Origin of the sequence: Kitasatospora cathayae (assembly GCF_027627435.1) — a bacterium.
In the GTDB taxonomy this organism is placed as follows: domain Bacteria; phylum Actinomycetota; class Actinomycetes; order Streptomycetales; family Streptomycetaceae; genus Kitasatospora; species Kitasatospora cathayae.
On record NZ_CP115450.1, the window covers coordinates 8036201 to 8060520 of the forward strand.

The 24320-nt window shown below is 74.1% G+C and carries 25 protein-coding genes; 15 read left to right on the forward strand and 10 right to left on the reverse strand.

Annotation, left to right across the window (positions count from 1 at the left end; genetic code table 11):
- Positions 1–25 precede the first annotated feature (25 nt).
- Positions 26–1294 (forward strand): serpin family protein, encoded by a 1269-nt coding sequence (locus O1G21_RS35885; protein ID WP_270149685.1) that lies wholly within the window; start codon positions 26–28, stop codon positions 1292–1294.
- A gap of 130 nt (positions 1295–1424) precedes the next feature.
- Positions 1425–2180 (forward strand): thioesterase II family protein, encoded by a 756-nt coding sequence (locus O1G21_RS35890; protein ID WP_270149687.1) that lies wholly within the window; start codon positions 1425–1427, stop codon positions 2178–2180.
- An 87-nt stretch (positions 2181–2267) separates the two neighbouring features.
- On the opposite strand, the gene argJ is transcribed toward O1G21_RS35890, so the two are convergent.
- Positions 2268–3422, reverse strand: a complete 1155-nt coding sequence (gene argJ / locus O1G21_RS35895) for a bifunctional glutamate N-acetyltransferase/amino-acid acetyltransferase ArgJ (RefSeq protein WP_270149690.1) — start codon at positions 3420–3422, stop codon at positions 2268–2270.
- Between the two features lie 353 nt (positions 3423–3775).
- Between argJ and O1G21_RS35900 the strand changes: the two genes are divergently transcribed.
- The 5 genes from O1G21_RS35900 (at position 3776) to O1G21_RS35920 (ending at position 9175) form a co-directional block, all read left to right on the forward strand.
- Positions 3776–5014: a styrene monooxygenase/indole monooxygenase family protein gene (locus tag O1G21_RS35900; protein ID WP_270149693.1), complete on the forward strand. Its 1239-nt coding sequence runs from the start codon at positions 3776–3778 to the stop codon at positions 5012–5014.
- Positions 5015–5104: 90 nt separating this feature from the next.
- On the forward strand, positions 5105–5560 hold the full coding sequence (locus O1G21_RS35905) for an archease (protein WP_270149696.1): 456 nt from the start codon (positions 5105–5107) through the stop codon (positions 5558–5560).
- 112 nt (positions 5561–5672) lie between these two features.
- Positions 5673–7109, forward strand: coding sequence for an RtcB family protein (locus O1G21_RS35910; RefSeq protein ID WP_333493529.1), 1437 nt, complete (start codon positions 5673–5675; stop codon positions 7107–7109).
- Positions 7110–7394: 285 nt separating this feature from the next.
- Positions 7395–8345, forward strand: coding sequence for an ABC transporter ATP-binding protein (locus tag O1G21_RS35915; RefSeq protein ID WP_270149699.1), 951 nt, complete (start codon positions 7395–7397; stop codon positions 8343–8345).
- Positions 8342–9175 carry an ABC transporter permease subunit gene (locus tag O1G21_RS35920; RefSeq protein WP_270149700.1) on the forward strand — a complete coding sequence of 278 codons (834 nt, stop codon included), beginning with the start codon at positions 8342–8344 and terminating at the stop codon, positions 9173–9175. Before O1G21_RS35915 ends, O1G21_RS35920 begins: the two co-directional genes overlap by 4 nt.
- Positions 9176–9350: 175 nt before the next feature.
- Here O1G21_RS35920 and nrfD read toward each other — a convergent pair whose 3' ends face one another.
- The 3 genes from nrfD to O1G21_RS35935 form a co-directional block, all read right to left on the reverse strand.
- Positions 9351–9956 carry an NrfD/PsrC family molybdoenzyme membrane anchor subunit gene (gene nrfD, locus O1G21_RS35925; RefSeq protein WP_405000852.1) on the reverse strand — a complete coding sequence of 202 codons (606 nt, stop codon included), beginning with the start codon at positions 9954–9956 and terminating at the stop codon, positions 9351–9353.
- A 115-nt stretch (positions 9957–10071) separates the two neighbouring features.
- Positions 10072–10479: a 4Fe-4S dicluster domain-containing protein gene (locus tag O1G21_RS35930; RefSeq protein ID WP_270151443.1), complete on the reverse strand. Its 408-nt coding sequence runs from the start codon at positions 10477–10479 to the stop codon at positions 10072–10074.
- Positions 10480–10820: 341 nt separating this feature from the next.
- Positions 10821–12311, reverse strand: coding sequence for a carboxylesterase/lipase family protein (locus O1G21_RS35935; RefSeq protein ID WP_270149702.1), 1491 nt, complete (start codon positions 12309–12311; stop codon positions 10821–10823).
- Between the two features lie 101 nt (positions 12312–12412).
- Between O1G21_RS35935 and O1G21_RS35940 the strand changes: the two genes are divergently transcribed.
- The 3 genes from O1G21_RS35940 (at position 12413) to O1G21_RS35950 (ending at position 14745) form a co-directional block, all read left to right on the forward strand.
- On the forward strand, positions 12413–13030 hold the full coding sequence (locus tag O1G21_RS35940; protein WP_270149703.1) for a TetR/AcrR family transcriptional regulator: 618 nt from the start codon (positions 12413–12415) through the stop codon (positions 13028–13030).
- A 76-nt stretch (positions 13031–13106) separates the two neighbouring features.
- Positions 13107–14153, forward strand: coding sequence for a TIGR03617 family F420-dependent LLM class oxidoreductase (locus tag O1G21_RS35945; protein WP_270149705.1), 1047 nt, complete (start codon positions 13107–13109; stop codon positions 14151–14153).
- A gap of 217 nt (positions 14154–14370) precedes the next feature.
- On the forward strand, positions 14371–14745 hold the full coding sequence (locus tag O1G21_RS35950; RefSeq protein WP_270149707.1) for a hypothetical protein: 375 nt from the start codon (positions 14371–14373) through the stop codon (positions 14743–14745).
- A 60-nt stretch (positions 14746–14805) separates the two neighbouring features.
- Here the strand turns inward: O1G21_RS35950 and O1G21_RS35955 are convergent, their stop codons facing one another.
- Positions 14806–15678, reverse strand: a complete 873-nt coding sequence (locus tag O1G21_RS35955; protein WP_270149709.1) for a class I SAM-dependent methyltransferase — start codon at positions 15676–15678, stop codon at positions 14806–14808.
- 178 nt (positions 15679–15856) lie between these two features.
- Positions 15857–16408: a PadR family transcriptional regulator gene (locus O1G21_RS35960; protein ID WP_270151445.1), complete on the reverse strand. Its 552-nt coding sequence runs from the start codon at positions 16406–16408 to the stop codon at positions 15857–15859.
- 146 nt (positions 16409–16554) lie between these two features.
- Between O1G21_RS35960 and O1G21_RS35965 the strand changes: the two genes are divergently transcribed.
- A complete protein-coding gene (locus O1G21_RS35965; protein WP_270149711.1) occupies positions 16555–17121 on the forward strand; it encodes an MATE family efflux transporter in 567 nt (188 codons plus the stop codon).
- A 29-nt stretch (positions 17122–17150) separates the two neighbouring features.
- On the opposite strand, the gene O1G21_RS35970 is transcribed toward O1G21_RS35965, so the two are convergent.
- Both O1G21_RS35970 and O1G21_RS35975 read right to left on the reverse strand, forming a co-directional pair.
- Positions 17151–17627 (reverse strand): flavodoxin family protein, encoded by a 477-nt coding sequence (locus tag O1G21_RS35970; RefSeq protein ID WP_270149713.1) that lies wholly within the window; start codon positions 17625–17627, stop codon positions 17151–17153.
- Between the two features lie 301 nt (positions 17628–17928).
- Positions 17929–18519 (reverse strand): TetR/AcrR family transcriptional regulator, encoded by a 591-nt coding sequence (locus O1G21_RS35975; RefSeq protein ID WP_270149715.1) that lies wholly within the window; start codon positions 18517–18519, stop codon positions 17929–17931.
- A gap of 74 nt (positions 18520–18593) precedes the next feature.
- Here O1G21_RS35975 and O1G21_RS35980 point away from each other — a divergent pair, with 74 nt between their 5' ends.
- Positions 18594–18764, forward strand: a complete 171-nt coding sequence (locus tag O1G21_RS35980; RefSeq protein ID WP_270149716.1) for a hypothetical protein — start codon at positions 18594–18596, stop codon at positions 18762–18764.
- A gap of 42 nt (positions 18765–18806) precedes the next feature.
- Here the strand turns inward: O1G21_RS35980 and O1G21_RS35985 are convergent, their stop codons facing one another.
- Positions 18807–18983, reverse strand: a complete 177-nt coding sequence (locus O1G21_RS35985) for an antitoxin (RefSeq protein WP_270149718.1) — start codon at positions 18981–18983, stop codon at positions 18807–18809.
- 146 nt (positions 18984–19129) lie between these two features.
- On the opposite strand from O1G21_RS35985, the gene O1G21_RS35990 reads away from it, so the two are divergent.
- Together O1G21_RS35990 and lpdA are read left to right on the forward strand one after the other, a co-directional pair.
- Positions 19130–20695: a M28 family metallopeptidase gene (locus tag O1G21_RS35990; protein ID WP_270149719.1), complete on the forward strand. Its 1566-nt coding sequence runs from the start codon at positions 19130–19132 to the stop codon at positions 20693–20695.
- Between the two features lie 269 nt (positions 20696–20964).
- On the forward strand, positions 20965–22371 hold the full coding sequence (lpdA, locus tag O1G21_RS35995) for a dihydrolipoyl dehydrogenase (protein WP_270149721.1): 1407 nt from the start codon (positions 20965–20967) through the stop codon (positions 22369–22371).
- A 221-nt stretch (positions 22372–22592) separates the two neighbouring features.
- Here lpdA and O1G21_RS36000 read toward each other — a convergent pair whose 3' ends face one another.
- Positions 22593–22928 (reverse strand): GNAT family N-acetyltransferase, encoded by a 336-nt coding sequence (locus tag O1G21_RS36000; RefSeq protein ID WP_270149723.1) that lies wholly within the window; start codon positions 22926–22928, stop codon positions 22593–22595.
- Positions 22929–23155: 227 nt separating this feature from the next.
- Here O1G21_RS36000 and O1G21_RS36005 point away from each other — a divergent pair, with 227 nt between their 5' ends.
- Positions 23156–24310 carry a PP2C family protein-serine/threonine phosphatase gene (locus tag O1G21_RS36005; protein WP_270149725.1) on the forward strand — a complete coding sequence of 385 codons (1155 nt, stop codon included), beginning with the start codon at positions 23156–23158 and terminating at the stop codon, positions 24308–24310.
- The last annotated feature ends 10 nt before the right edge of the window (positions 24311–24320 follow it).

Here is a 24320-nt window from a genome sequence, read left to right on the forward strand (position 1 = left end):
ACCGAAAGAGCGAGCAGGGGGGCGCATGAGCCGGGCCCAGGCCGTACGGGCGGCCAACGCGTTGGGGGAGCGCTGGGTCGGGCAGACCGACCCGGGGCGAGGGACGGTCCTGATGCCGGCCGGCGTCTGGCCGCTGCTCGGGCTGCTGGCCCCGGCCGGAAGCACCACCGTCCAGGGTGAGTTGGCGCAGGCGCTCGGGGTGCCGGTCGCGGTCGCCGCCGAGCGCGCCCGTGCCCTGCTCGGCCTGCTGCGGGACATCCCGGCGGTGCGGTCCGCGCTCGGGGTCTGGAGCGACGACCGGCTGCGGCTGAGCTCGGAGTGGCTGGCCTCCGTCCCGGCGGACCTGGTCGGCCGGCTGACCGGTGATGCGGGGCGCGACCGCGCTTTGCTGTACGCCTGGGCGGCCGAACAGACGGACGGCCAGATCGAGGAGATGCCGGTCGAGCCGGGCCCGGACAACCTTCTGGTGCTGGCGGCGGCGCTCACCGTCCGGACGGACTGGATCAAACCGTTCCGGGACTACGGCGCCTTCGGGGAGGACGCGGCGGACGGTTGGGGCCGGGGCGTCCACTACCTGACCCGGGCGACGTCCCTGCTGGACCGCGCGGCGCTGCTGGAGACGTCCGCCGGGCCGTTGACCGAGCTGCGGGTGCTCGGGTGCGGCGACATCAGCGTCCACCTGCTGCTCGGCGAGCCCGAGGCTGCGCCCGGAGACGTGCTGTCCGCCGGGATCGGGGTGCTCTCGCAGCGGGTCCGCCGGACCACCGCCGACCGGCTGCCCGTCGGCGTCGCCGGCCCGGGGCTGACGATCGAGGCGGTGCGGCGGTACGAGCCGGAGGACCGCCTGTTCGTCAGCGTCCCGAAGTTCACCGTCGAGGCCGGCCACGACCTGATCGCCCACCGCGGGCTCTTCGGACTGGAGACGCTCGCCAGCCGGTCCGAGACGGAGGACCGGCTGCCCGGTCTGTCGGACGGTGAGCCGCCACTGTTCGTCAACAGTGCGCGCCAGAAGGCCACCGCGTCCTTCTCGGCCCGCGGTTTCCGGGCCGCCTCGGTGACGGCGATGGGGATGATGGGCGGCAGCGCCGGCAGCACCCGGAAGCCGCCGTACCTGCAGCGCTTCGTCGAGGTGGGCTTCACCCGCCCGTTCGGCTTCCTCGCCGTGCACCGGCTGTCCGGGCTGGTCCTGGCGGCGGGCTGGGTGACCGAGCCGGACCCGGGTGATGACCCGTGGGGGGCCGTGCCGGACGAGTCGGAGGAGTGGGAGGAGTGGGAGGAGTCGGAGGAAGACTGAGCCGGCGCGGCACGGGTCGGTGGCCGGGGCCCGGGAATTCGGATGGCGCGGCGTAAGCGTCCCCGGTGGTGCAGGCGCGCTGCGAGACTGGTGTGAGTACAGTCCGTCAGGGAGAGAGGTCCCACCCCGCATGTCCAGCAGCGCTGCCGTCGACAACCCGTGGTTCCGCCGGTTCGACCCGTCCGACTTCGCTCCAGCCCGGATCGTGATCTTCCCGCACGCCGGCGGATCGGCCAGCTACTACCTGGACCACGCCAAGGCACTCGCGCCGTACGCCGACGTGCTCGCCGTCCAGTACCCGGGCCGACAGAACCGTTACAGCGAGCCCACGATCGACTCGGTGCCGGAACTCGCCGAACAGGTCTACCAGGAGCTGCGGCGGGGGTGGGTGGACCGTCCGATCGTCTTCTTCGGGCACAGCATGGGCGCGTCGGTCGCCTTCGAGGTCGCCCGCCGCTTCACCCGGGACGGCCTGGCGGGGCCGGAGCGGCTGTTCGTGTCCGCCGGCCGCGCGCCCTCGCTGCCCCGGGACACCGAGGTCCACAAGATGTCGGACGACGGCCTGCTGGAGGCGACCATCCGGCTGGGCGGGACGGACGAGCGGGTCCTCGACCAGCCGGCGCTGCGCGAGCTGATCATCCCGGCGCTGCGGGCCGACTACACCGCCATCGAGACGTACCTGGCCGCGCCGGACGCCGTCGTCCCGCAGCCGATCACCGGACTGGTGGGGGATACCGACGCCAACGCCACGGTCGAGCAGGTCGCCCAGTGGGAGCGGCACACCAGCGGCGGCTTCAGCCTGCGGGTCTTCCCGGGCGGGCACTTCTACCTGGCGGAGCAGGTCGACGCCGTGGTGCGGCTGCTCACCGAGCACCTGCGCGGCTGACCGGCCGGATGGTCCCGCCCCACCCCGATCGGCCACCGATCGGGACAGCGGGGCGGGACCGATGGCCGCGCCGTCGGTAAGGGGGCGTCAGGTCGTGTAGTCGGCGTTCAGCTTGACGTACTCCTCGGTGAGGTCGCAGCCGTACACCGTGAACGCGCCGTCGGCGATGCCCAGGTCGATCCGGATCACCACCTCGTCGCCGCGCAGGAGCCGGCGGGCCTGTTCGAGGAGGTCGTCGTTGGGTTCCTCGGGGTACATCAGGAGGTCGTCGAAGCCGATGCTGACGGCCGCGGGGTCGATGTCGGTCTCGTCCGAGAGCTTGCCGATGGCCATGGTGATGCGGCCCCAGTTCGGGTCGGCGCCGTGCACGGCCGCCTTGACCAGCGGGGAGTTGACGACACTCTTGCCGACGCGCTTGGCCTGGGCGTCGTCGCGGGCCCCGGTGACCCGGACCTCGATCAGTTTGGAGGCCCCCTCGCCGTCCGAGGCGATGTCCCGCACGAGGTGCAGCGCGCAGTCGTAGAGCGCCTGCTCGAAGGCGGGCAGGTCGACCTCCCCGGCGAGTCCGTTGGCGAAGATCGCGGCGGTGTCGCTGGTGGAGGTGTCGGTGTCGATGCTCAGCGCGTTGAACGTCCGGTCCATCACCCGGCGGAAGACGGCGTCGAGTTCGGCGGCGGGGATGTCCGCGTCGGTGAAGAAGAACGTCAGCAGCGTCGCCATGTCGGGCTCGATCATGCCGACGCCCTTGGCGATGCCGACGAGCACGGCGTCGCCGCAGCGCGCGTGGACGTGCTTGGGGCGGGTGTCCGTGGTCATGATCGCCTTGGCCGCAGCCGCGTAGTCGGCCTCCGGGAACGGCCAGGTCATGGCGTCGAGCCCGGCCCGGATGCCCTCCATGGGATAGGGGCGCCCGATCACACCGGTGGAGCCGATGATCAGCTCGTCCGGGGAGACGCCGGCGATCTCGGCGACCCGGCGGCGCACCTCGGCGGCGTTCTCCGCGCCGGTGCGCCCGGTGGCGACGTTGGCGTTGCGGGAGAGCACGACCATCCCGCGGGCGCGCCGGAGCGCGGCCGCCTCGCGGCTGAGCACGACGCTGGGGCCGGCGAAGCGCGAGCGGGTGAACACGGCCGCGGACCGGCACGGGACCTCGGAGACGACCGCGGCGAAGTCGTCCTCGACGTCCTTGAGGCCCATGTTCGTCGTGATGGCCCGGAAGCCCCGGGGCGCAGCAGGCTGCATGGTCGATCGATCCCTCTCCGAATGGTCCCCGGCTCTGGTCGCCTCGGCGCGGCCTCGAACCGTTGAGCAGCGAATAGATTTGCGGAGATCTGAATACATCAAACATCGCAGTGTGGTCAATGGGATTTCAAGTGACGGTCTGCTCAGGGTCAGAGGCTGGCCGCGCGGCTCCGCGGCGCGCTCCCACTTCTGCATGAGTATGCGGCGGCTCGTAGCGGCGGCGGCTGCGACACCTACGGGATTCCTCCCGTCCCGCCCCTGCCCGTGGCCGGGCGGCTCGACTACTGTGCCTGCTTGACGCACCGTGTTCTCGCAGCCGACAGACCGTCAACAGACCGCCGGGAGGCCACCGTATGCGCCGGATCGCCGTCGTCGGAGCGGGCCAGGCCGGCCTGCAGCTCGCGCTCGGGCTGGTGGCCGACGGGTACGAGGTGACGCTGGTCGCCGAACGCACCCCGGAGCAGGTGCGCGGCGGGCGGGTGCTGTCCACCCAGGCGATGTTCGGCCCGGCGCTGCGGATCGAGGCGGCGGCCGGGCTGGACCGGTGGACTGCCGGGGCGCCGGCGGTGTCCTCGGTCGACGCGGTGCTGGTGGCGCCGTCGGCCGTCCGCGTCCTGGAGTTCACCATGACCCTGGACGAGCCCGCCCGCTCGGTGGACCAGCGGATCAAGCTGGCCGGCTGGCTGGAACTGCTCGCCGAGCGCGGCGGCCGGGTCGAGTACCGCTCGATGGACCGCGCCGGGCTGCACGCGCTGGCCCGGCGGCACGAGCTGACCGTGGTCGCGGCCGGCCGCGGCGAGCTGGCCGGGATCTTCGAACGGGACGCCGCCCGCTCGCCCTTCGACCGCCCGCAGCGCGCGCTGTCCTGCCTGTACGCGCACGGCGTCGGCTCGCCCGATCCGTCCGCCGGGCCGCGGGCCCGGATGCACGCCCTGCCCGGCCTGGGCGAGCTCTACCTGCAGCCGGCCCTGACCCGCTCCGGTCCCTGCGACATCCTGCTCTGGGAGGCGTTGCCCGGCGGCCCGCTGGACGTGTTCGGCGACGGTCCCGACCCCGGCGTCCAACTCGACCGGATCCGCGCGCTGTTGGCCGAGTACCTGCCCTGGGAGGCGGAGCTCTGGCGCGACGCCGAGCCGACCGACGCCGGGGCCGGGCTCTGGGGCGCGGTGACCCCGACGGTCCGCCGCCCGGTGGCGGAACTGGGCACGGGCGTCGACGCCGTGCACGTCCTGGGCCTGGGCGACGCGGTGGTGGTCAACGACCCGATCACCGGCCAGGGCGCCAACGGCGCCGCCCGCGCGGCGGAGGCGTACCGGCGGGCGATCCGCGAGCACGGCGACGCCCCGTTCACGGCGGACTGGATGTGCCGCACCGCAGAGCGCTTCTGGCAGCGACACGCCCGCCACACCGTCGAGTTCACGGCCGCCATGCTGACCATGCCGGACCACCTGCAGGGCGTCTTCGCGGCCGCCGCCGAGCACCCGGCGGTCGCCCGCCGGCTCGCCAACACCTACGCCGAACCGAGCGACCACGCCGCCTGGCTGGCCACGGCCGAGCTGGCCGCCGCCTACCTGTCCTCGGTCGGAGGCTAGGGTCCGCATGTGGCGGAGGGCCCCGCTTGCCCCCGCCCCGCCCCCGGGACGACGCTGGAGGGGGACGACAACGGGTGCGGGAGGCGTCTCGTGGACGGTCACGAGCCCGCGCAGCGGTCCGACAGCGGCCACCGGAGCGTGCCGCACACGGCGGACCTGCGGGTGGAGGCTTGGGCGCCGACGGCCGAGGGCTGCATCGGCGAGCTGGTGCACGCCGTGGTCGGCAGCTTCGCCGACCTGTCCGGCGCGCGGATCGTCGGCGAGCGCGCCTGCACCGTGCTCGCGGTGAGCGACCCGGACCTGCTCGCGGGCGTCCTGGAGGAGGTCATCTACCGGATGGACGCCGACGGCGAACTGCCCGCCGCGCTCGCCCTCGGGCCGATCCGCGGCCTGGACGGCGCCCGGAGCCTCGAGGTGCGCTTCCGGATGGCCGACACCTCGACGGTCGCCTTGGTCGGCGCCGTGCCGAAGGCCGTCGCGCTGTACGGTCTGGAGCTGGGCGAAGGGCCGGGCGGTTGGACCTGCGCGGCCACCGTGGACGTCTGAAACGCGCGGGACGCCCGAGCCGCGCAGGACGCACGAACCGCGCGGGACGCCCGCAACACGCGGGGACCTCCGAACCGCGCGGGCCGTCCGGAACGAGCGCCGAAGGAGCGGGGTGAGCGAGGTGGAGATCGCACTGGCCGAGGCGGGCCGCTACCGCTGGCGGATCGAGCCGCGCCCGCCGATGCGGGTGCCCGGCATCGTCTTCGCGACCGGCGCGCTGCTGCCGCAGGCCGCCGGGGACCGCGCGCTGGAGCAGGTCGCGAACGTGGCGACGCTGCCCGGGATCGTCCGCGCCTCCTACGCGATGCCCGACGTGCACTGGGGCTACGGCTTCCCGATCGGCGGGGTCGCCGCCACCGACGTCGAACAGGGCGGGGTGGTCTCGCCCGGCGGGGTCGGCTTCGACATCTCCTGCGGGGTCCGGCTGCTCGCCGCCGGGGTCGACCGGGAGGAACTCGACGCCGAGCGGCTCCGCCGCCTGATGGACCTGCTGGACCGCACCGTCCCGCGCGGGCTCGGTCGCGGCGGCCTGTGGCACCTGGAAGGGCCGGAGGAGCTGGACGAGCTGCTGCTCGGCGGCGCCCGCTACGCCGTCGAACACGGCCACGGCGTGCCGCGCGACCTGGAGCGCTGCGAGGACCGGGGGGTGCTGGCCGGCGCGGCCCCCGGCGAGGTGAGCACCCGGGCCGTCGAGCGCGGTCTGCAGCAGGTCGGCAGCCTCGGCTCGGCCAACCACTTCCTGGAGGTGCAGGCCGTCGACCGGGTGCACGACCCGGAGACGGCCGCCGCCTTCGGGCTGCGGGCGGGCCAGGTCTGCGTCATGATCCACTGCGGCTCGCGCGGCCTCGGCCACCAGATCTGCACCGACCACGTCCGCGCCATGGACCGCGAGCTGCACCGCTACCGGATCGATCTCCCGGACCGCCAACTCGCCTGCACCCCGGTCGACTCCCCGCGCGGCCGCGCCTACCTGGGCGCCATGACCGCCGCGGCCAACTACGGGCGGGCGAACCGACAGCTGCTCTCCGAAGCCGCCCGCCGGGCCTTCGCCACCGCCCTCGGCGTCGGGCTGGAGCTGGTCTACGACGTCTCGCACAACCTCGCCAAGCTGGAGACCCACGAGGTGGACGGCGCGGCGCGGAAGCTGTGCGTCCACCGCAAGGGCGCCACCCGCGCCCTGCCGCCCGGCGACCCCGACCTGCCCGCCGACCTGGCCGGGGCCGGTCAGCCGGTGCTGGTGCCGGGGACGATGGGCACCGCCTCGTACGTCATGGTCGGCCTGCCCGACAACGAGGCCTTCCGCTCCGCCTGCCACGGCGCCGGGCGGGTGTGGAGCCGCCACCAGGCGCTGCGCACGGTGCGCGGCGAGCACCTGAAGGGCGAACTGGAGGCGCGCGGCATCGCCGTCCGGCCCGCCTCGATGCGGGCCCTGGCCGAGGAGACGCCCGAGGCCTACAAGGACGTGGACGCGGTCGCCGCCGTCACCGAGGCCGCCGGACTGGCCCGGCAGGTCGCCCGGCTGGTGCCGCTGGGGGTGTGCAAGGGTTGACATCCTCCTCCGGCTGAAGCCGGGGGATTCCAACCCTCGCGGGTCAGGCTTTGCCGGCTGCAGCCAGGGGTATCCACGGGTATCAGATGGCGGGTGAGCGGCCGCCGGGCCCGGGCCCGGGCGCGCCCCGCGACCCGCCCGGGCCGGCACGCCGTGGTGCTCCGACCCGCCGGTCGCGGTCCGGAGCACCTGGTCACGGTCCGGTGCACCGGACACGGTCGGAGCAACAAGGTCACTGTCCGAAGCGCCGGTCACGGTCCGGAGCGCCAGTCACAGGAGGTGGACATGCCGGGGAACACGGCCGGGCCGGTGATCGAGCTGCGCTCGCTCACCAAGCGGTACGGCGCCACGATCGGGATCGAGGACCTCGACGTGACCGTCGAGGCCGGCGAGGTGTTCGGGCTGCTCGGCCCCAACGGCGCCGGGAAGACCACCACCCTGCGCTGCCTGGTCGGCCTGCTCGGCCCGAGCGGGGGCCGGGTGCGGGTGCTCGGCCTGGACCCGGTGGCCGATCACCGCCGGCTCGCCCCGTCGCTCGGCTACCTGCCCGGCGAGCTGCGCCTCTATCCCGAACTCACCGGGCAGCAGACCCTCGACCTCCTCGCCGCCCTCCAGGGCGCGCCGGTGCCCCGGCAACGCGAGCTGTGCGAACGGCTGAAGCTCACCCCGGCCGAGCTCGCCCGGCCGGTGGGGGAGTACTCGCGCGGCATGAAGCAGAAGCTGGGGCTGGTCCAGTCGTTCCAGCACCGGCCCGCCGTGGTGGTGCTGGACGAACCCAGCGAGGGGCTTGACCCGCTGCTCCAGGAGACCTTCTTCGAACTGCTCGCCGAGGAGACCGCGGCCGGGCGCACCGTGCTGCTCTCCAGCCACGTGCTGCCCGAGGTGCAGCGGACCTGCGGCCGGGTCGCGATCGTGCGCCAAGGGCGGCTGGTGACCGTCCGCTCGGTGGCCGAGCTGCGCCGGGCCCGGGCCCGCCGGGTGCGGCTGGTGTTCGCCGACGGGCGGGGCGCGCGGCCGCTCGGGGCCGCCGAGCGGTGGTCCCCGCGCTGGGAGGGCGGGCGGGTGGAGCTGCTGGTGCCGCCCGACGAGGTGGTGCCGGCCGTGCGGAGCCTGCTGGCCGAACTGCCGGTGGCCGACCTGACGGTGGAGGAGGCGGGCTTGGACGAGGCCTTCCTCGACCTCTACCGCTCCGGCGAAGACCTCTATCGCTCCGGCGAACAGGAGGAACGGCCGTGACCCCGGGCACCGTCAGCCGCCGCCTCCCGCTGGTCTGGCTCGCCCTCCACCGGCGGCGCCGGATGCTGCTCACCCTGCTGATCGCGATGGTCGTCTTCGAGGTCCTGATCGTCGTGATCGCCGGAACCGTGCCGACGAACGAGGTCTTCGGCGCCCGCCGCACCCCGCCCGGCGCGTTCAAGGCCTTCAGCGGCTCCAGTGGCGACGTCTCCATCGCCAGTTACCCCGGACTGCTCGGCGCCGGGCTCACCCACCCGGTCTGGATCGCACTCCAGCTGACCGTGATCGGCTCGCTGGGCGCTGCCGCCGTCGCGGCCGACGTCGAGTCCGGCACCATCGAGCTGCTGATGACCCGTCCGGTCTCCCGGCGCCGGCTGCTCGCCGAACGGGCCGGTGCGCTGATCGCGGCCTCGGTGCTGCTCAATGCCGCGGCCACGCTGGCCGTGTCGCTCGGGGTGGCGTTCTCTCCGAAGCTGCGCGCGGCCGTTCCGGAGGGCGGGGTGTTCGCCGCCGGATTGCTGGGCTGCGCCCTCACGTTCTGCCTGATCGGGCCGGTGCTGGCGGTCTCCGCGCTCAGCCGGCGGCGGGCGCACGTGGTGGGCGCCGCCGTCGTCCTCGGCGCGGGCGGTTTCGCGCTCAACTTCATCGCCCTGGCCTGGTCCCCGGCCGGACCGCTGCGCTACCTCAGCCCGTTCCACTACTACGCGCCGGGCGACGCGCTCGCGCACGGCGGTGTGCCCTGGACGTCACCGACGGTGCTGCTCGGGGTGGGACTGCTCGGGCTGCTGGCCGCCTTCCGGCTGCTGGAGCGGCGGGACCTGGCGATCTGACCTCGGCCGTCCTCGGCCGTCCTCGGCCGTCCTCGGCCGTCCGAGCGACGTCGGGCCGTCACGTCGGCGCCCCCGACGACCTGCCGAGGTTTGGCCCCGGCCGCCGCCACCCGGCGGTCCCGGTGCCCGGCCGCGAGCGCGGCCCCGACCCCGGTCAGCAGCTCCGCCGCCCGCATCATGCGCCCGCCCGGCCGGTGCGCAGCGGCTCGGCGCTCAGGCCCATCCGGCCGGTCATCACGCGGGTGGCGCCGAGTTCGAGTGCGGCGCCGAAGGCGGCGGCCCGCCGGGCCGGGCCGTTCTGGGCGGCGGGCGCGGCCAGCAGACCGAGGCCCGCCGCGGCGGACACGGCCGAGCCGCCGAACGCGAACGGCAGCTCCCGCCGGCCGTCGTGCCAGCTCGGCACGGCGGTGTCGGCGATCGGCACGGCCGGGTACGTGCAGACGGCCGGCCCCAGGAGGGCGGCGCCGGCCCCGGCGGCCGTACCGAGGCGCGGCAGCCGTCCGCTCACGGTGCTCGCGGCGGCGCCGGCCAGCGGCACGTACCCGGCGAGCAGCCAGGAGCCCACGCTCATCGGCGAGGTCGGCTTGACGACGCGCAGCATGTTGACGAAGCGCCCCGGCCGGCCGAGGTCGTGGACCAGCGCCGCCAGGGACAGCCCGATCGCGCCGAAGGCGGCCACCCGCAGCGGGCGGGCCAGCTCCGGGCAGCCGCAGGCCCCGGCACCGGCGGCCAGCGCCGAGGAGCCGCCCGCGAGCCCGCCGAGGAACAGGTAGCCGGCGATGTCGAGCGGTTTCCAGACGCCGCTTCTTCAGCACCGGCCGGCCGTAGTACGAGTCGAACTCGGCCGGGGGCCGACCGCCCGGACGGCCCGCTGCCGCGGGTGTGCCCGGGCCGGCTCATCGGGCCCTCCGCAGGCAGCAGGCCGCCACGCCCGCGGCGACCGTGACGGCGGCGACGGTGGCCCGGCGCCACATGGCGGGCAGGTCACGGATGGTCACCACCGGGTCCGGCGGAAGTCCGTAGACCTCGGGTTCGTCCAGCAGCAGGAAGAACGCGCCCGCGCCGTCCACCCCGTCCCGCGGGTCCGCGCCGTACAGCCGGGCGCCCGGGGCCCTCGACTCCTCGACGAACGCGACGTGGCGCCAGGAGTCGCCGCCGAGGCCCCGGGTGTTGTCGTACGACATCCCGATCAGTTCGAGGCCGTGCTCGGGAACGGTGTTCCACTCCTTGCACGCCACCTCGCAGGCCTTGCACCCGATGCACACCGACGTGTCGGTGAAGAACCGTTCCTGGGGACTGATCAGGAGTGACTCCCGATGAGCCGCACGCCCCGAACGGTCTTGGGTGCGTGGCTCGTGAGGGAACCGGCCTCCCGGGACGGACCACGCACAGCCACCGAACCGAGCCCAATCCGGAGGGCGCGAGCGCGCAACGCGTGCGCTCCCGCTCACTCGTGGCCGAACAGCTCACAACCCCACCCGCGGCGGCTGCGCCGATCGCTGCTCCACAGCCGCTCTCCTTCCGTGGAGGGGAGCGGACCAGCCGCTCCACCACCCACCCAACCGCTGCGGGCCCGCCCCCGCGACCCGGCCACGGCCGGGCGGGTCCGGCCGTGGCCGGGCCGGCTGCCGGCTGCCGGCTCGCCTCAGCCGAGGTCGAAGGCGGTGGGGGTGTGCCCCGCCCAGATGGTGCGGGAGGCCTGCTCGGGGTAGCGGACGGTCTCCGAGCGGGTGTCCAGGACCCGGGTGAGCTGCTGCCGCGGCTCGTGGGCGGCCCAGCCCGGGTCGCCGACGGTGACGAACCGGACCCAGGCCTGCTGGAGCTCCAGGGAGAGCCCGACGGCCTCCGGGGCGGGCGGGTCGCCGAGGAAGTGCCGGCCCATCGGGCTGTCCAGGCTGCCGAAGGCCAGCGGGAGGTCCAGGCCGTGGCAGGCGCCGAACACCCCGCCCATGGCGGGGGCCGGGTAGGCGAGTTCGAAGAGGTACGAGGTGCCACCGGCCGCCGTGTTGCCCTCGGCGAGGTGGAGCGAGGGAATCCGGAACAGGGCGTCGGAGGTGACGGCTTCGAGCAGTTCCCCGGGGGTGGCCCCGGGGAGGGCGGCGCGGTAGGCGTCCGGGCCGTCCGGGTGCGGGGCGAGCAGGCGCAGGGCGGTGCGGGCCTCCTCCTCGGTGAAGGTGCCGTGCCGGCCGGCCAGGACGGCGAACAGTCGGAACTCGTCGCGGGTGTGGCCGACCAGCAGCTCGATCCCCTCGGCCCGTCCGGCGGCCAGGGCGGCCCAGGGCTCCTCGGTCAGGTCCTCGCCGTCGACCACCGGGACGGTGGCGACGCCGGTCTGCGCCAGCCGCCCCCAGCGTTCGAGGTGTTCGGGCAGCGCGGTGCCGAGGTCGGTGACGGCCGCGGCCAGGCGCCAGGGGTCGACCTCGGCGAGGGCGGCGGCGGTGGGGACGGTGCCGAGCTGCTTCGCCAGGGCGGCGGTGACCTCGGCGGCGAGCGCGGGGGTGCAGAGGTTGCCCCCGACGGTGTGGGCGACGGCCCGGTGGAACAGGCCGCGGGCCCGGGGCATCGTCAGCAGCGCGGCGACCGAGGCGGCCCCGGCGGACTGGCCGGCGATGGTCACCTGGTCGGGGTCGCCGCCGAACGCGGCGATGTTGTTCCGCACCCACTCCAGGGCGGCGATCTGGTCGAGGAAGGCGCGGTTGGCCGGGGTGCCGTCGATGAGCGCGAAACCCTCCGCGCCCACCCGGTAGTTGACGCTCACCACGACGATCCCGGCCCGGGCGAGTTCGACCGGGTCGTACAGCGGGTCGCCCGAGGTGCCCGAGATGAATCCGCCGCCGTGGAACCAGACCAGTACCGGCAGCCCCGTCGTGCCCGGGTCGGGGGTGCAGACGTTGAGCGTGAGCCAGTCGGTGCCGTGGGTCGGTTCGGCGGGCAGCGGCCCGGACTGCGGGACGACGGGGCCGAACTCGACCGCCTCGCGGACGCCGTCCCAGCGCTCGGGCGGGACGGGGGCGGCGAAGCGGAGCGGTCCGACCGGCGGGCGGCCGTACGGGAGGCCGCGGAAGACCGCGAGTCCGCGGTCCACCAGGCCGCGGACGGTTCCCTCGGTGGTGTGGGCGACGGGCGGTACGAGCATGTGGACACTCCATCCCTCGGAATGCCTCCAGCGTTATCAGTCAGATGTATTATGTCAAGCGTATTGGAAAAATCGGGGGAAGTCTTCGAGGAGTGCCGGCCATGCCCAAACAGGTGGACCACCAGGAGCGCCGCGAGACCATCGCCCGGGCACTGTGGCGCGTCGTGGAGCAGCGCGGCACCACGCACCTGACCCTGCGTGAGGTGGCCCGGGAGGCGGGGATCTCGCTCGGGCAACTGCAGCACTACTTCGCCTCCCGGGCGGAGCTGCTCGGCTTCGCGATGGACCTGGCCGGCGAGCAGGGCGCACGGCGGGTCGGCCGGGCGCTGGCCGGGCTGGGCGAACGGCCGCACCCGCGCGCGGTGTTGCGGGCGATGCTGGTCGAACTGCTGCCGCTGCACGCCGATTCGCGGGTGACCAGCCGGATGAGCGCCGCCTACGTACTGGAGGCGCTGCACGACGAGGAGGTCCACGCGCGGGCACGGGGCGCCCTGTTGCAGGGGCGCGGTGCGGTGGAGCAGGTGGTCCGGCAGGCGATCGCCGACGGGCTGATCGCGGCCGACCGCGATCCGGTGGTGGAGACGGACCTGCTGCTCGCGCTCACCGGGTTCACCACGCTGCTGGAACTGCGGGTGGTGGAGCCGGACGCCGTGCTCGCCGCCGTCGACCGGCACCTGGACGGGCTGTTCGCGTGGGAGGCCGGGTCCGCCGGGCCGTGACGGCGTGGCACGCTGGGCGGGTACCGCGCGACGCTGGACCCGCACAACGCCCGACCCCCCGACCAGGAGCACCACCATGGACCGACCCGCCGCCCTCCACCTCGACGCCACCGCCTCCGGGCACCCGGCGGGCATCCTGGACGCCGCCGAGCAGGCCGAACGCCGGGGCATGGACCGACTGGTGGTCGCCGAGACCGCGTACGACCCGTTCCTCCAGCTGGCCCGGGCCGCCGACCGCACCGAGTCGATCGAGCTGGCCACCGGCATCGCGGTGGCCTTCGCCCGCACCCCGATGACCCTGGCCTACCAGGCCTGGGGGCTGCACGCGGCCTCCGGCGGGCGGGCCGTCATCGGGCTGGGCTCGCAGGTCAAGCCGCACATCGAGAAGCGCTTCGGGATGCCCTGGGACCGCCCGGCGGCTCGGATGCGCGAGTACGTGCACGCGGTGCGGGCGATCTGGCACAGCTGGCAGACCGGTGAACGGCTGCGCTTCCGGGGCGAGTTCTACACCCACACGGTGATGACGCCGGTGTTCTCGCCCGATCCGATTCCGGCCGGGGTGCCCCGGATCCTGCTGGCGGGCGTCGGTCCGCTGATGACCCGCACCGCCGGGGCGGTCGCCGACGGCTTCCTCGGCCATCCGTTCTCCTCCACCGCCTACCTGGCCGAGCAGGTGCTGCCCGGGCTGACCGAGGCGCGCCGGCAGGCGGAGGCCGAGGGCGCCGAGTGGACCGGGCGGCCGTTCGAGATCGTCGGCAACGTGCTCACCGCCACCGGCCGCACCGAGGAGGAGCTGGCGGCCAGTCGGGCAGGTGTGCGGGAGCGGCTCGCGTTCTACGCCTCCACCCCGGCCTACCGCCCGGTGCTGGCGCAGCACGGCTGGGAGGGGCTGCAGGAGGAACTGCACACCCACTCGGTGCGCGGGCGCTGGGCGGAGATGACGGCGCTGATCTCCGACGAGGTGTTCGAAACCTTCGCGGTGTCCGGCACGGTCGAGGAGGCGGCGCGGGAGATCCACCGCCGGTACGCGGGACTGGTCACCCGACTGTCCGTCAACCTGCCCGAGGACGCGGACCCGGCGCTCGGCCTGGACGTGCTGGCGGCGGTGCGCGCGCTGGGCTGAAACGCTCTGACATCCGCCAGCTAGTAGTGCCGATCGATCAGGAAACGACCAAGACCGGGCACCTTCGGGCAAGCGGTCCCGGGCGGTCCGCCCGGGCGGCAGGATCGCGCTGAGCGGGGACGGACGGGTAAGACGGGGTGTGAACGGTCCGGCCGTCCCGTCGTGCCCGTGTCCTGTCATGTCTAGGCCACTCGCCGCCGATCGTGGGGGTGCCCGCGTGTCCGTGTCCCACGACCGCACCATCGATGACGACCCGTACGGGAACCCGGAGCTCGCCGAGGACGACGAACTGGCGGATCTCGACGAGTTCCTGCGCGTCTGCGCCGAACTGACCGGCTTCGACGTCCCCGAACTGCGCGCCACCGGCATGGCGCACGAACACCACCGCACCACCCTGGCCCACCGGGTCCGCGACGAGCACGCCCTCGTTCACCTCTGGTACGTAGGCGCCTGGCCCGGCGAGGCCCCCTCCTCCGCCCGTGCCCACGACCAGGGCCTGGTCTGGCGGACCTTCCGGGCCGGCCCGCCCGGCGCCGCCGCGCCCGGCGACGGCAGCCGGGCCGAAGCCCCGCGAGCGGGTGAGCAGCGGTGAGCGCCCGCTGGGACGCGGTCGCGGTCGGCGCGGTCGGCGTCGGGGAAGCGGCCTGCGGGGTCAGGCGCGCGGTGCCGGCCGGACGGCGCGGCGTTCGCGCAGGGTGTGCAGCACCCGGCGGGTGGCGCGGGTGGCGACCGGCGGGAGCAGCTCCAGGGCCAGCCGGCGCGGGGCGGAGCGGATCTGCGCGGGCGTCTTGACCTGGTAGTTGAGGCGCAGCACGCGGTGCCCGGCGATGGTGTCCTCGTCGACGGTGTAACCCTCGGCCCGCCAGTCGCGCTCCAGCAGGGTCCGCCGGGCGGCTGCGGCGTCGCCCCAGGTGCCGTAGAACTTCATCGGGGTGAGCAGCACCGGCCGCAGCCCGCTGGTGAAGACCGCCTCCCAGACCGCGGCCGAGACGCCCGGGGTGTGCTCGGAGCGGTAGTCGTCCAGCGAGACCAGGCCGTCCTCGGAGAGTGCGGCCTTGGCCACCAGGATGTCCCCGCTGACGTGCTCGTACAGGTGCGAGGCGTCGACGTGGACGAACCGGCAGCTGCCCGCCGGGATCCGGCCGTCGGCCAGCACCGAGGTGGGTGCCTGGACGATCTCGGGCAACTCGCTGTGGAAGGCGAGGTAGTTGGACTCGAAGGCGCTGCGGGTGAGCGTCTTGCGGTAGGACATCGCCATCTCGGCGGCGTTGTCGGCGTCGCCCGCCTCGGAGTCGAACAGGTCGCAGACGGTCAGCCGCTCGCCGGGCCGCAGGTGGTCCCCGAGCAGGACGGCGCTGCGGCCGAGGTAGCTGCCGAGCTCCAGGATGTCCCCGGTGACCCCGGCGGCCGTCTGGGCGGACAGCAGGTGCGAGAAGGCGGCCCGGTCCAGCCCGAAGAACCAGCCGGGGATGTCGTCCCGCCGCTGCGGAGCGGGGCGGGCGGCTTCGATCGCTTCACTGGGCACGGCTGCCTCCAGGGGACGGGCGGAGCGCGGTGGTGGATCACGCCGCGGTAGGGCGCCGAGGTCGTGAGACGGATCATCATAGCGAGGCCCGGGCCACCCGGGGCCAGCTGCCGAACGGCACAATTCCGCACCATCGTCCTGCCGTTCGACAGGGGCGCGGGTGTGGTTACGCGCCCCCTTACGGGCTCTCCGGGCCGTCCGAGCGGCCCTCCAGGTCGGCGATGGTCTCGGCCAGCCAGGCCCGCTCGGCGGCGCCCGAGGCCCGGGCGACCAGCAGCATGCCGCGCCGGAACGGGTTCGGCTCCCGCTCGGCGGTGACCGGCCGGCCGTCCCCGTCGTAGAAGAAGCTGCTCGGCGCCTCCAGGAAGGTCAGCCGGCGGCGGAGCACGGCGGCCTGGCGGGGCGGGTCGGCCAGGTGGTGGAGGAAGGCGGCGAGGGTGAAGAAGCGGATCTGGTCGGTGATCTCGGCCTGCTCCGGGTCGGCCAGCCGGCGCAGCAGCTCCGCCCGGCCCTGGTCGGTCAGCTCCAGCGTCTGGCGCGGCACGGCCCCGCTGCCGGGCTCGGTGCGGCGGCGCAGCAGGCCGGCCTTCTCCAGCCGGGCGATCGCGGGGTAGAGCGCGCCGTCGCTGACCGGCCGGACGTGACCGGTCAGCCCGGCGATCCGGGACTTGAGTTCGTAGCCGTGCAGCGGTTGCTCGTACAGGAAACCCAGGATCGCGAGGGTGAGCACAGTCGGAGCCCTTTCGTCGGAGCGCGCCCCCATGGTGCGCGTCATGCTACCTCTTGTCGAGGTGACTCGAATCGAGGTATATCCATTCGAGGTATATCCGAGGTAGCCGTCGGCGCTGGTGCGGGCGGCGGGACAGAGGGGGAACCATGCGCGAGCAGCTGTCCCGGCTGGCCGCACTGGCCGGACCGGTCTACGCCGAACTGCTGTCCGGGGTGATCGCCACCGTGATCGGCACGCTCTGGGTGGCGAGCCTCGGCGGATCCGCCGTCGCCGCCGTCACCCTGGCCGGCACCGTCGAGAACCTGCTGCTCGGACTCGTCCTGGTGGTCTCCTCCGGCGTCAGCGTCGGGCTCGCCCGGGCCCTCGGCGCCGACGACCGGGACGAGGCCGCCCGCATCACCCGGGCCGCCTGGCGCCTATGCGTGCTCGGCAGCCTCGCCCTCGCCGTTCCCGGCTACCTGCTGCGGGACCGGCTCGCGGCCGCCTTCCTCGACGGCGAGGCCGCCACCCGGGCGGCCCAGTACCTCACCGTCGCCTTCCCGGCGTTCGTCCTGTTCTTCGCCCAGCGCGTCGCCGACGAACTCTTCAAGGGGGCCGGCGACACCCGCACCCCGGCGGCGCGGTGGTGCTGTCGGGGGTGCTGGGGGTGGCCGGGGTGTGGTGGGGGCAGGTGGTGGGCGCGGTGGTGCAGTTCGGGTTGTTGCTGGCGCTGACCCGGCGTGGGCTCGGTGCTGTCGGTGGTTCAGGAAGCCCCGCCGGTCCGCCGGTGCAGCCCGGTGGCGAAGGTGTGGGCCGCCGCCAGGTCGCGGGCGTCGGGCCGGTGCTCGTTGATGCCGCCGACCAGTCGGAACGGGAGCCAGGTGTCGTGGCCGCGGGCGGTGAAGCCACCGACCACCTCGAAGCCCTTCCGTTCCAGGCGGTGGGCCAACGGGCGGGTGAAGGGGCGGAAGCCGGGTTCGGGCAGGCCGCTGGTGGCGAACACGAAGGCCCGGCGGGCCGGTCGGGCCGGCGGGAGGGAGCGGACGAAGTGGCGCAGGCGCGGGTGCAGCCGGCCGGTGAAGACGCCCGAGCCGAAGCCGACCAGGTCGTAGCCGGCCAGGTCGGCCGGTTCCAGCTCCTCGGGTTCGACCACCGGGGCGGCCAGGGCCTGGGCCATGGCGTCGGCGATCCGCCGGGTGTTGCCGTGGGACACCGAGACGCACACGATGACGGCCTTCATGGTGATGCTCCCTTCGCTCCGCGCTCGCGGGGGTGCGGAACGTCCGCGCCCACTGGGTCGACCGGGCAGCGCGCGGGAACGTGACATCGCCGGACGGTGCTCCACCCCCGGCGTTGTCGGACGCCGCCGCAGCCCGTTGTCGGTGGTCCGTGGCACATTGACATCCTCCCCGCCCTCAAGGGACGGGGATTCCTCCCGCGCCTGCGACACGGACACCCGTGCGTGGCAGGTCGCCGAGGTGGGTTCCGCCTGGTGTGGCGATCCCGCGCCAGGCGCGGCCCGTCGAGTTGTCGGGCCGTCGTCAGCGGACGGCCGGGCCGAGGTGGGCGTCCAGGGTGGTGCGCAGCAGCGATTCGAGGCCATTGCTGCCGGTGGCCAGCCGCAGACTGCCCCAGGCGCGCAGCTGGGCCAGGCCGTGCAGGTTGGCCCAGAGGGCGGCGCTGGCGGCGGTCGGGTCGTCGGACTGGGGGTGGACCTCGGCGACCAGGCCGACGAAGGTCAGGAACAGCGGCAGGGTGGTGCGGCGCAGCTCGGTGCCGCTGCCCTCCAGTAGGTCGTGACGGTGCATCAGCTCGAACATGCCGGGGTTCGCCGCCGCGAAGCAGAGGTAGGCGCGGGCGAGCGCCTCGATCCGGGTGCGTGCGTCGCCGCCGGTGGTGACGGCGAGGGCGTCGGCGCCCGCGAGGGAGTCGGTGAGCCTGCCGAAGCCCCGCCGGGCGACGGCGGCGAGCAGCTCGCGGTGGGTGGGGAAGTGGCGGCGCGGTGCCCCGTGGGAGACCCCGGCGTGCCGGGCGATCTCGCGCAGGCCGAGGGCGTGGACGCCCTCCCTGGTCACCAGTTCGACGCCGGCGGCCACCAGCCGGGCGCGCAGGTCGCTGTCGTGTTCGGTCATGGACACTGTCTACCCGATCTTGGTAGACAGTGTCTACTCGCCTGGACGGCGCTCCGCCGGGCAGAATCGGGGGCATGGACGAAGGCGGCGAGTCGGCCTGCTGGCTGGACCGGGTGTGCCCGGAGTGCGGGCGGCTGCGTGAGCGGCCGGGCCCGGGGCCGTGCGAGAACTGCGGCGCGGGCGGCGGCGCCGACGCGGACTCCGGCGACGGGGCGGAACAGGCGCCGAGCCGGGACGACGGCTGAACGCCTGCCGCCCGGCCCGGCGGGCGGACCTGACCTCGGCCGCTACTGCGGCGGCTGGTCGCGGAACTGGTCCTTCAGCTTCTCCTGGGCCGCGTCGGTCTGGCCGCTGTACTTGCCCTGAGTGCGTTCGTCGAAGGTGTCTCCCGCCTTGTCGACGGTCTTCTCCGCCTGGTCCTCGTGGCCCTTCAGCAGGCTCTTGAGCTTATCCAGCATGGACATCTGGTCACCCTCCTGGATGAGACGCCCCCACCCCTCCAGGATCACAGCGCGGGTCGTTCCGCGCACTTCGCGGGGCGCGGCGGCCTTGGCAAGGCGATCCCGGTCATGTCAAATCGTGAGTTCACGGATCGTCGGAAGGAGTCGCCTTGAAGCCGCGCACCGGGAACCGAACAGGCGCCGCGCTCACCGTCGCCACGCTCGTCACGCCGCTGCTGCTGGTCGGCACCGGCGCCGGCAGCGCGAACGCCGACCCGGACCCGGCACGCCGGGGCGCCAAGCTGGCCGAGCGGCTGGTCGCGGCCAGCAGCGCCGACGACGCGCACGACGCCCTGGCGGCGCTGCAACGGATCGCCGACCGCAACGGCGGTACCAGAGCGGCCGGTTCGAAGGGGCACGACGAATCGGCGCGCTACGTCTACGAGCAGGCGCGGCGGGCCGGACTCAGGGTGTCCCGGCAGGAGTTCGAGTACACCTTCTTCGAGGCCCGCGCCCAGCGGCTGGACGTGGTGTCACCGCGGGCCGAGTCGGTGCCGGTGATCGCCATGACGTACTCGGTGAGCGGCCCGGAGGCCGGCCTGACCGCCGAGTTGGGCGTCGCCCCGGTCGGTGCCACCACCGGCTGCACGCCCGCCGACTACCCGACCGGCTCGGTCACCGGCCGGATCGCGCTGATCCGGCGCGGCGGGTGCGGCTTCGCCGAGAAGCAGGCGGCCGCCGCTTCGGCCGGTGCGCTCGGGGCGCTGATCTACAACAACACCGACGGCGAGCTCAGCGGGACCCTCGGCGAGCCCACGGCCGGGAAGGTCCCGACCGGTGGGATCGGCAAGGCGGCCGGTGAGGCGCTGGCGGCGAAGGCCGCCGCCGGGCCGGTGCGGCTGACCCTGGACATCCGGACTGTCATGGAGCCCCGCAGGACCTGGAACGTCATCGCCGAGACCCGCGGCGGGGACCCGGACAACACCGTGATGATCGGCGCGCACCTGGACTCCGTGCCCGCCGGGCCCGGTGTCAACGACAACGGCTCCGGCTCGGCCGGCATCCTCGAGGTCGCCCGGAACCTCAGCGTCCGCCCGGTGAGGAACAAGGTCAGGTTCGCCTGGTGGTCCGCCGAGGAGTTCGGCCTCAAGGGCTCCGAGGCGTACGTGAAGTCGCTCTCCGAGGCGGACCGGAAGAAGATCCGGCTCTACCTCAACTTCGACATGATCGCATCCCCCAACTACGCGCAGTTCGTCTACAACGGCTCCGGCAGCGCGGGCGGCGCAGCCGGCCCCGAGGGTTCGGCCCAGATCGAGCGGGACCTCGCCGGGTACCTGGACGGCCGCGGCCTGCCGCACGACCCGTCCGCCTTCAACGGCCGCTCCGACTACGGTCCGTTCATCGACGCGGGCATCCCGGCCGGCGGCACCGACACCGGCGCCGAGGTCATCAAGTCCCCCGAGCAGCAGGCCCGTTACGGCGGCACGGCGGGCACCGCCTTCGACGCCTGCTACCACAAGGCCTGTGACGACCTGGACAACATCGACATGGCGGCCTTCGACGTCAACATCGACGTGATCGCCCACGCCGTCGGCACCTACGCCTGGGACCTGTCCTCGCTGCGGCAGCCCGTACCGGCCCAGCGCCCCGCCGGTCAGGCGGCGGCCGGCGCAGGTGCGAGCACCCCCGGCGGCACCGGGACGGGCGGAGCCGACGCCCACGAGGCGGCGGCCTGACGCCCGGGTGGGCCCGCTGCCGTCCTCGGGTGGCGGGCCCACCCGCCCGCCGGGCACCCACCGACCATTCGCGTCCTCCCCTCGTCACCGCCCCTGGTGGGGCCGGGTGCGAGCCACCGTAGCGGAGGGCGCTGACATCGATCCGGCCCGGGCCCTGTACGGTGCCGCGCGGAGCGCATCCGCCGAGACCCGGTGGGTGCGCCGGGTCCGGTCCTGACACCATGGGACCGAGATCACGACACCGTGACACCCTCGGAGGAGTCAGCAACATGAGCACGCACTACGACGTCGTCGTCCTCGGCGCGGGCCCCGGCGGCTACACCGCCGCCGTCCGCTCGGCGCAGCTGGGCCTGAAGGTCGCGGTCATCGAGGCCAAGTACTGGGGCGGCGTCTGCCTCAACGTCGGCTGCATCCCCTCCAAGGCCCTGCTGCGCAACGCCGAGCTCGCCCACATCTTCACCAAGGAGGCCAAGACCTTCGGCATCAAGGTCGAGGGCCAGGTGAGCTTCGACTTCGGCGAGGCCTTCCGCCGCAGCCGAACGGTGGCCGACGGCCGGGTCAAGGGCGTCCACTACCTGATGAAGAAGAACGGCATCACCGAGTACGACGGCTGGGGCACCTTCGTCGACGACCACACCCTCCAGGTCGCGCTCAGCGGCGGCGGCTTCGACGTGGTCACCTTCGACCACTGCATCATCGCGGCCGGTGCCACCACCCGTCTGCTGCCCGGTACCAGCCTGAGCGAGCGCGTGGTCACCTACGAGGAGCAGATCCTCACCGAGGAACTGCCGGAGAGCATCATCATCGCGGGCGCCGGCGCGATCGGCGTCGAGTTCGCGTACGTGCTGCACAACTACGGCGTGAAGGTCACCATCGTCGAGTTCCTGGACCGCATGGTGCCGCTGGAGGACGTCGAGGTCTCCACCGAACTCGCCAAGCAGTACCGCAAGCTGGGCATCGAGGTGCTCACCTCCACCCGGGTGGAGTCGATCGACGACAGCGACCCGAACAGCAAGGTCAAGGTCACCGTCACCAAGGACGGCCAGCAGCGGGTGCTGGAGGCCGACAAGGTGCTCCAGGCGATCGGCTTCGCGCCGCGGGTCAACGGCTACGGCCTGGAGAACACCGGGGTCAAGCTCACCGACCGCAACGCGATCGCGGTGGACGGCCGCGGCCGCACCAGCGTCGACCACATCTTCGCGATCGGCGACGTCACCGCGAAGCTGATGCTCGCGCACGCCGCCGAGACGATGGCCGTGATCGCCGCCGAGACCATCGGCGGGGCGGAGACCCAGGAGGTCGACTTCGTCATGATCCCGCGCGCCACCTACTGCCAGCCGCAGATCGCCTCCTTCGGCTACACCGAGGCGCAGGCCCGCGAGCAGGGCTACGACGTCAAGGTCGCCAAGTTCCCGTTCACCGCGAACGGCAAGGCGCACGGCCTCGGCCACCCGATCGGCTTCGTCAAGGTCATCAGCGACGGCAAGTACGGCGAGCTGCTCGGCGCCCACCTGATCGGCCCCGAGGTCACCGAGCTGCTGCCCGAGCTGACGCTGGCCCAGCAGTGGGACCTCACCGTCCACGAGGTCGCCCGCAACGTGCACGCCCACCCGACCCTGGGCGAGGCGGTCAAGGAGGCCATCCACGGCCTCGCCGGTCACATGATCAACATGTGATGACGCGTCCGGTGTGACGGCAGGGCCCCGGCGGGCGGCGAGCGCCCGGCGGGGCCCTGTGCGTGCGCGCTCCGCTCGGACCGGCGCTCAGGCCCGGCCCGTGATCAGGCCGAGGTGGCCGTCGAAGCGCGGGTAGAGCACCCGGCCCCGGCCGCCGGCCGGGAGCACTGTCGAGCGCCCGAAGACCCACCACCCCGGGCCGGCGGGAACGGCTGTGGCGGCTACCGCAGCCGGGTGCGCAGCCAGTCCTTGACCTCCGGGGTGACCTCGTCGGTCATGTCGGCGAACTCGTCGTGCTTGATCAGGAACTTGGCCACGTACGGGCAGACCGGGACGATCCGCTTCCCGGCGGCGCGCACGTCCGTCAGCGCCTCCTGGACCAGCTGCCCGGCCAGGCCGCGGCCGGCGAAGGCCTCCTCGACCAGGGTGTGGTAGAAGACGCGCTGCCCGTCGAGGCCCAGGTACTCGGTGAAGCCGGCGAGTTCGCCGTCGATCCGGATCTCGTACCGGTGCAGGGCGTCCGACCGCTCGACGACGGGGGTGCCGGGGGTGCTCATCGCGGAGGCCTTTCGTTCGCGGGGCCCGTACGGGCTTCTGGTGCGGGGTCAGGGTAGTCCTTGACCGGGGGCCGGGTGGGTCGGGCCCGGCGGGTCGAGGCGAGCGGGCCGGTTGGGCCGGCCGGGCGATGGGCGGAGACCGCAGGGCCGATCCGGGTGCCCCGGCGCGCCCAGCCGCCTAACGTTGGCGGGACGTCGGCGGAACACCGGAGGAGTGGAGGGGCGGGATGCGGGTGCGTTCCGCGAAGGCGACTCGGCTGCCGCCGTCGGGGTCGGGCGTCGCACCGCTGCCGGCGCTGGTCCGGTACGGACACCGCTCCTGGCTGATCCCCGCGGTGCTGCTGGTGGCGGTGGTGGTCGTGGACGCGCTCACGCCCAGGTCGTTCGCGTCCATCAGCTGGCTGGCCCTGGTGCCCGTGGTGGCCGCCGGGCTCTGCGGTCCGGCGGCCACGGTGCTGTTCTCCTGCCTGGTGGTCGCCGCCTACCCCGCCCTGGACAGCATCTGGGCCAAGTCCCAGGGGATCGAGGACTTCCTCCTGGTGGTCGCCGGAGGCGTCCTCGCGCTGCCGCTCAGCGTCTTCCGGGCCCGGGCCGCCACCTATGTCCGCCACCTCCAGGGCGCCGCCGAGGCCACCCGGCAGGTGGTGCTGCGCCCGGTGCCGCCGGGCTGGGGCGGAGTGGACTCGGCGGCCCGCTACCTGGCCGCGGACGTCGAGGCCCGGGTGGGCGGCGACTTCTACGACGTGGTGGCCACGCCGTACGGTGCCCGGGTGGTCCTCGGCGACGTCCAGGGGAAGGGACTGCCGGCGGTCTCCGCGGCGGCGGCCCTGGTCGGCTGCTTCCGGGAGGCCGCCTTCCGCGAGGCGGACCTGGCGACCCTCGCCGCCCGGCTGGAGGAACGGGTGCACCGGCACAACCTGCTGGCCTCGCGGCTGGGGGAGCCGGAGGAGCGGTTCGTCACCGCGGTGGTCATCTGGTTCCCCGAGGACGCCCCGGAGGAGATCGAGCTGGTCAACTTCGGCCACGACAGCCCGCACGTGCTGGGCCCGGCCGGCGTCCGGCAGCTGCCGCAGGGCAACGGCGTGCCGCTCGGGCTCACCCAGCTGGCCGACGGACTGCCCGCGGTCCAGCGGCTGCGGCTGGGCCGGGACGAGACCGTCCTGATCGTCTCGGACGGGGTGACCGAGGCCCGGGACCGGCAGGGCACCTTCTTCGCCCTCCGGTCGCAGCTGGAGGAGCTGGTGCGGCGGTCCGGGGCCACCGTGCCCGAGCACTTGGTGGAGGCCGTCGCCGCCGCCGTCGTCCGGCACACCGGCGGTCGCCGGACGGACGACACCGCGCTGCTCGCCGTCCGGCGCAGCGTCGGTGCGGACTCCGGCTGAGCGCAGCGCA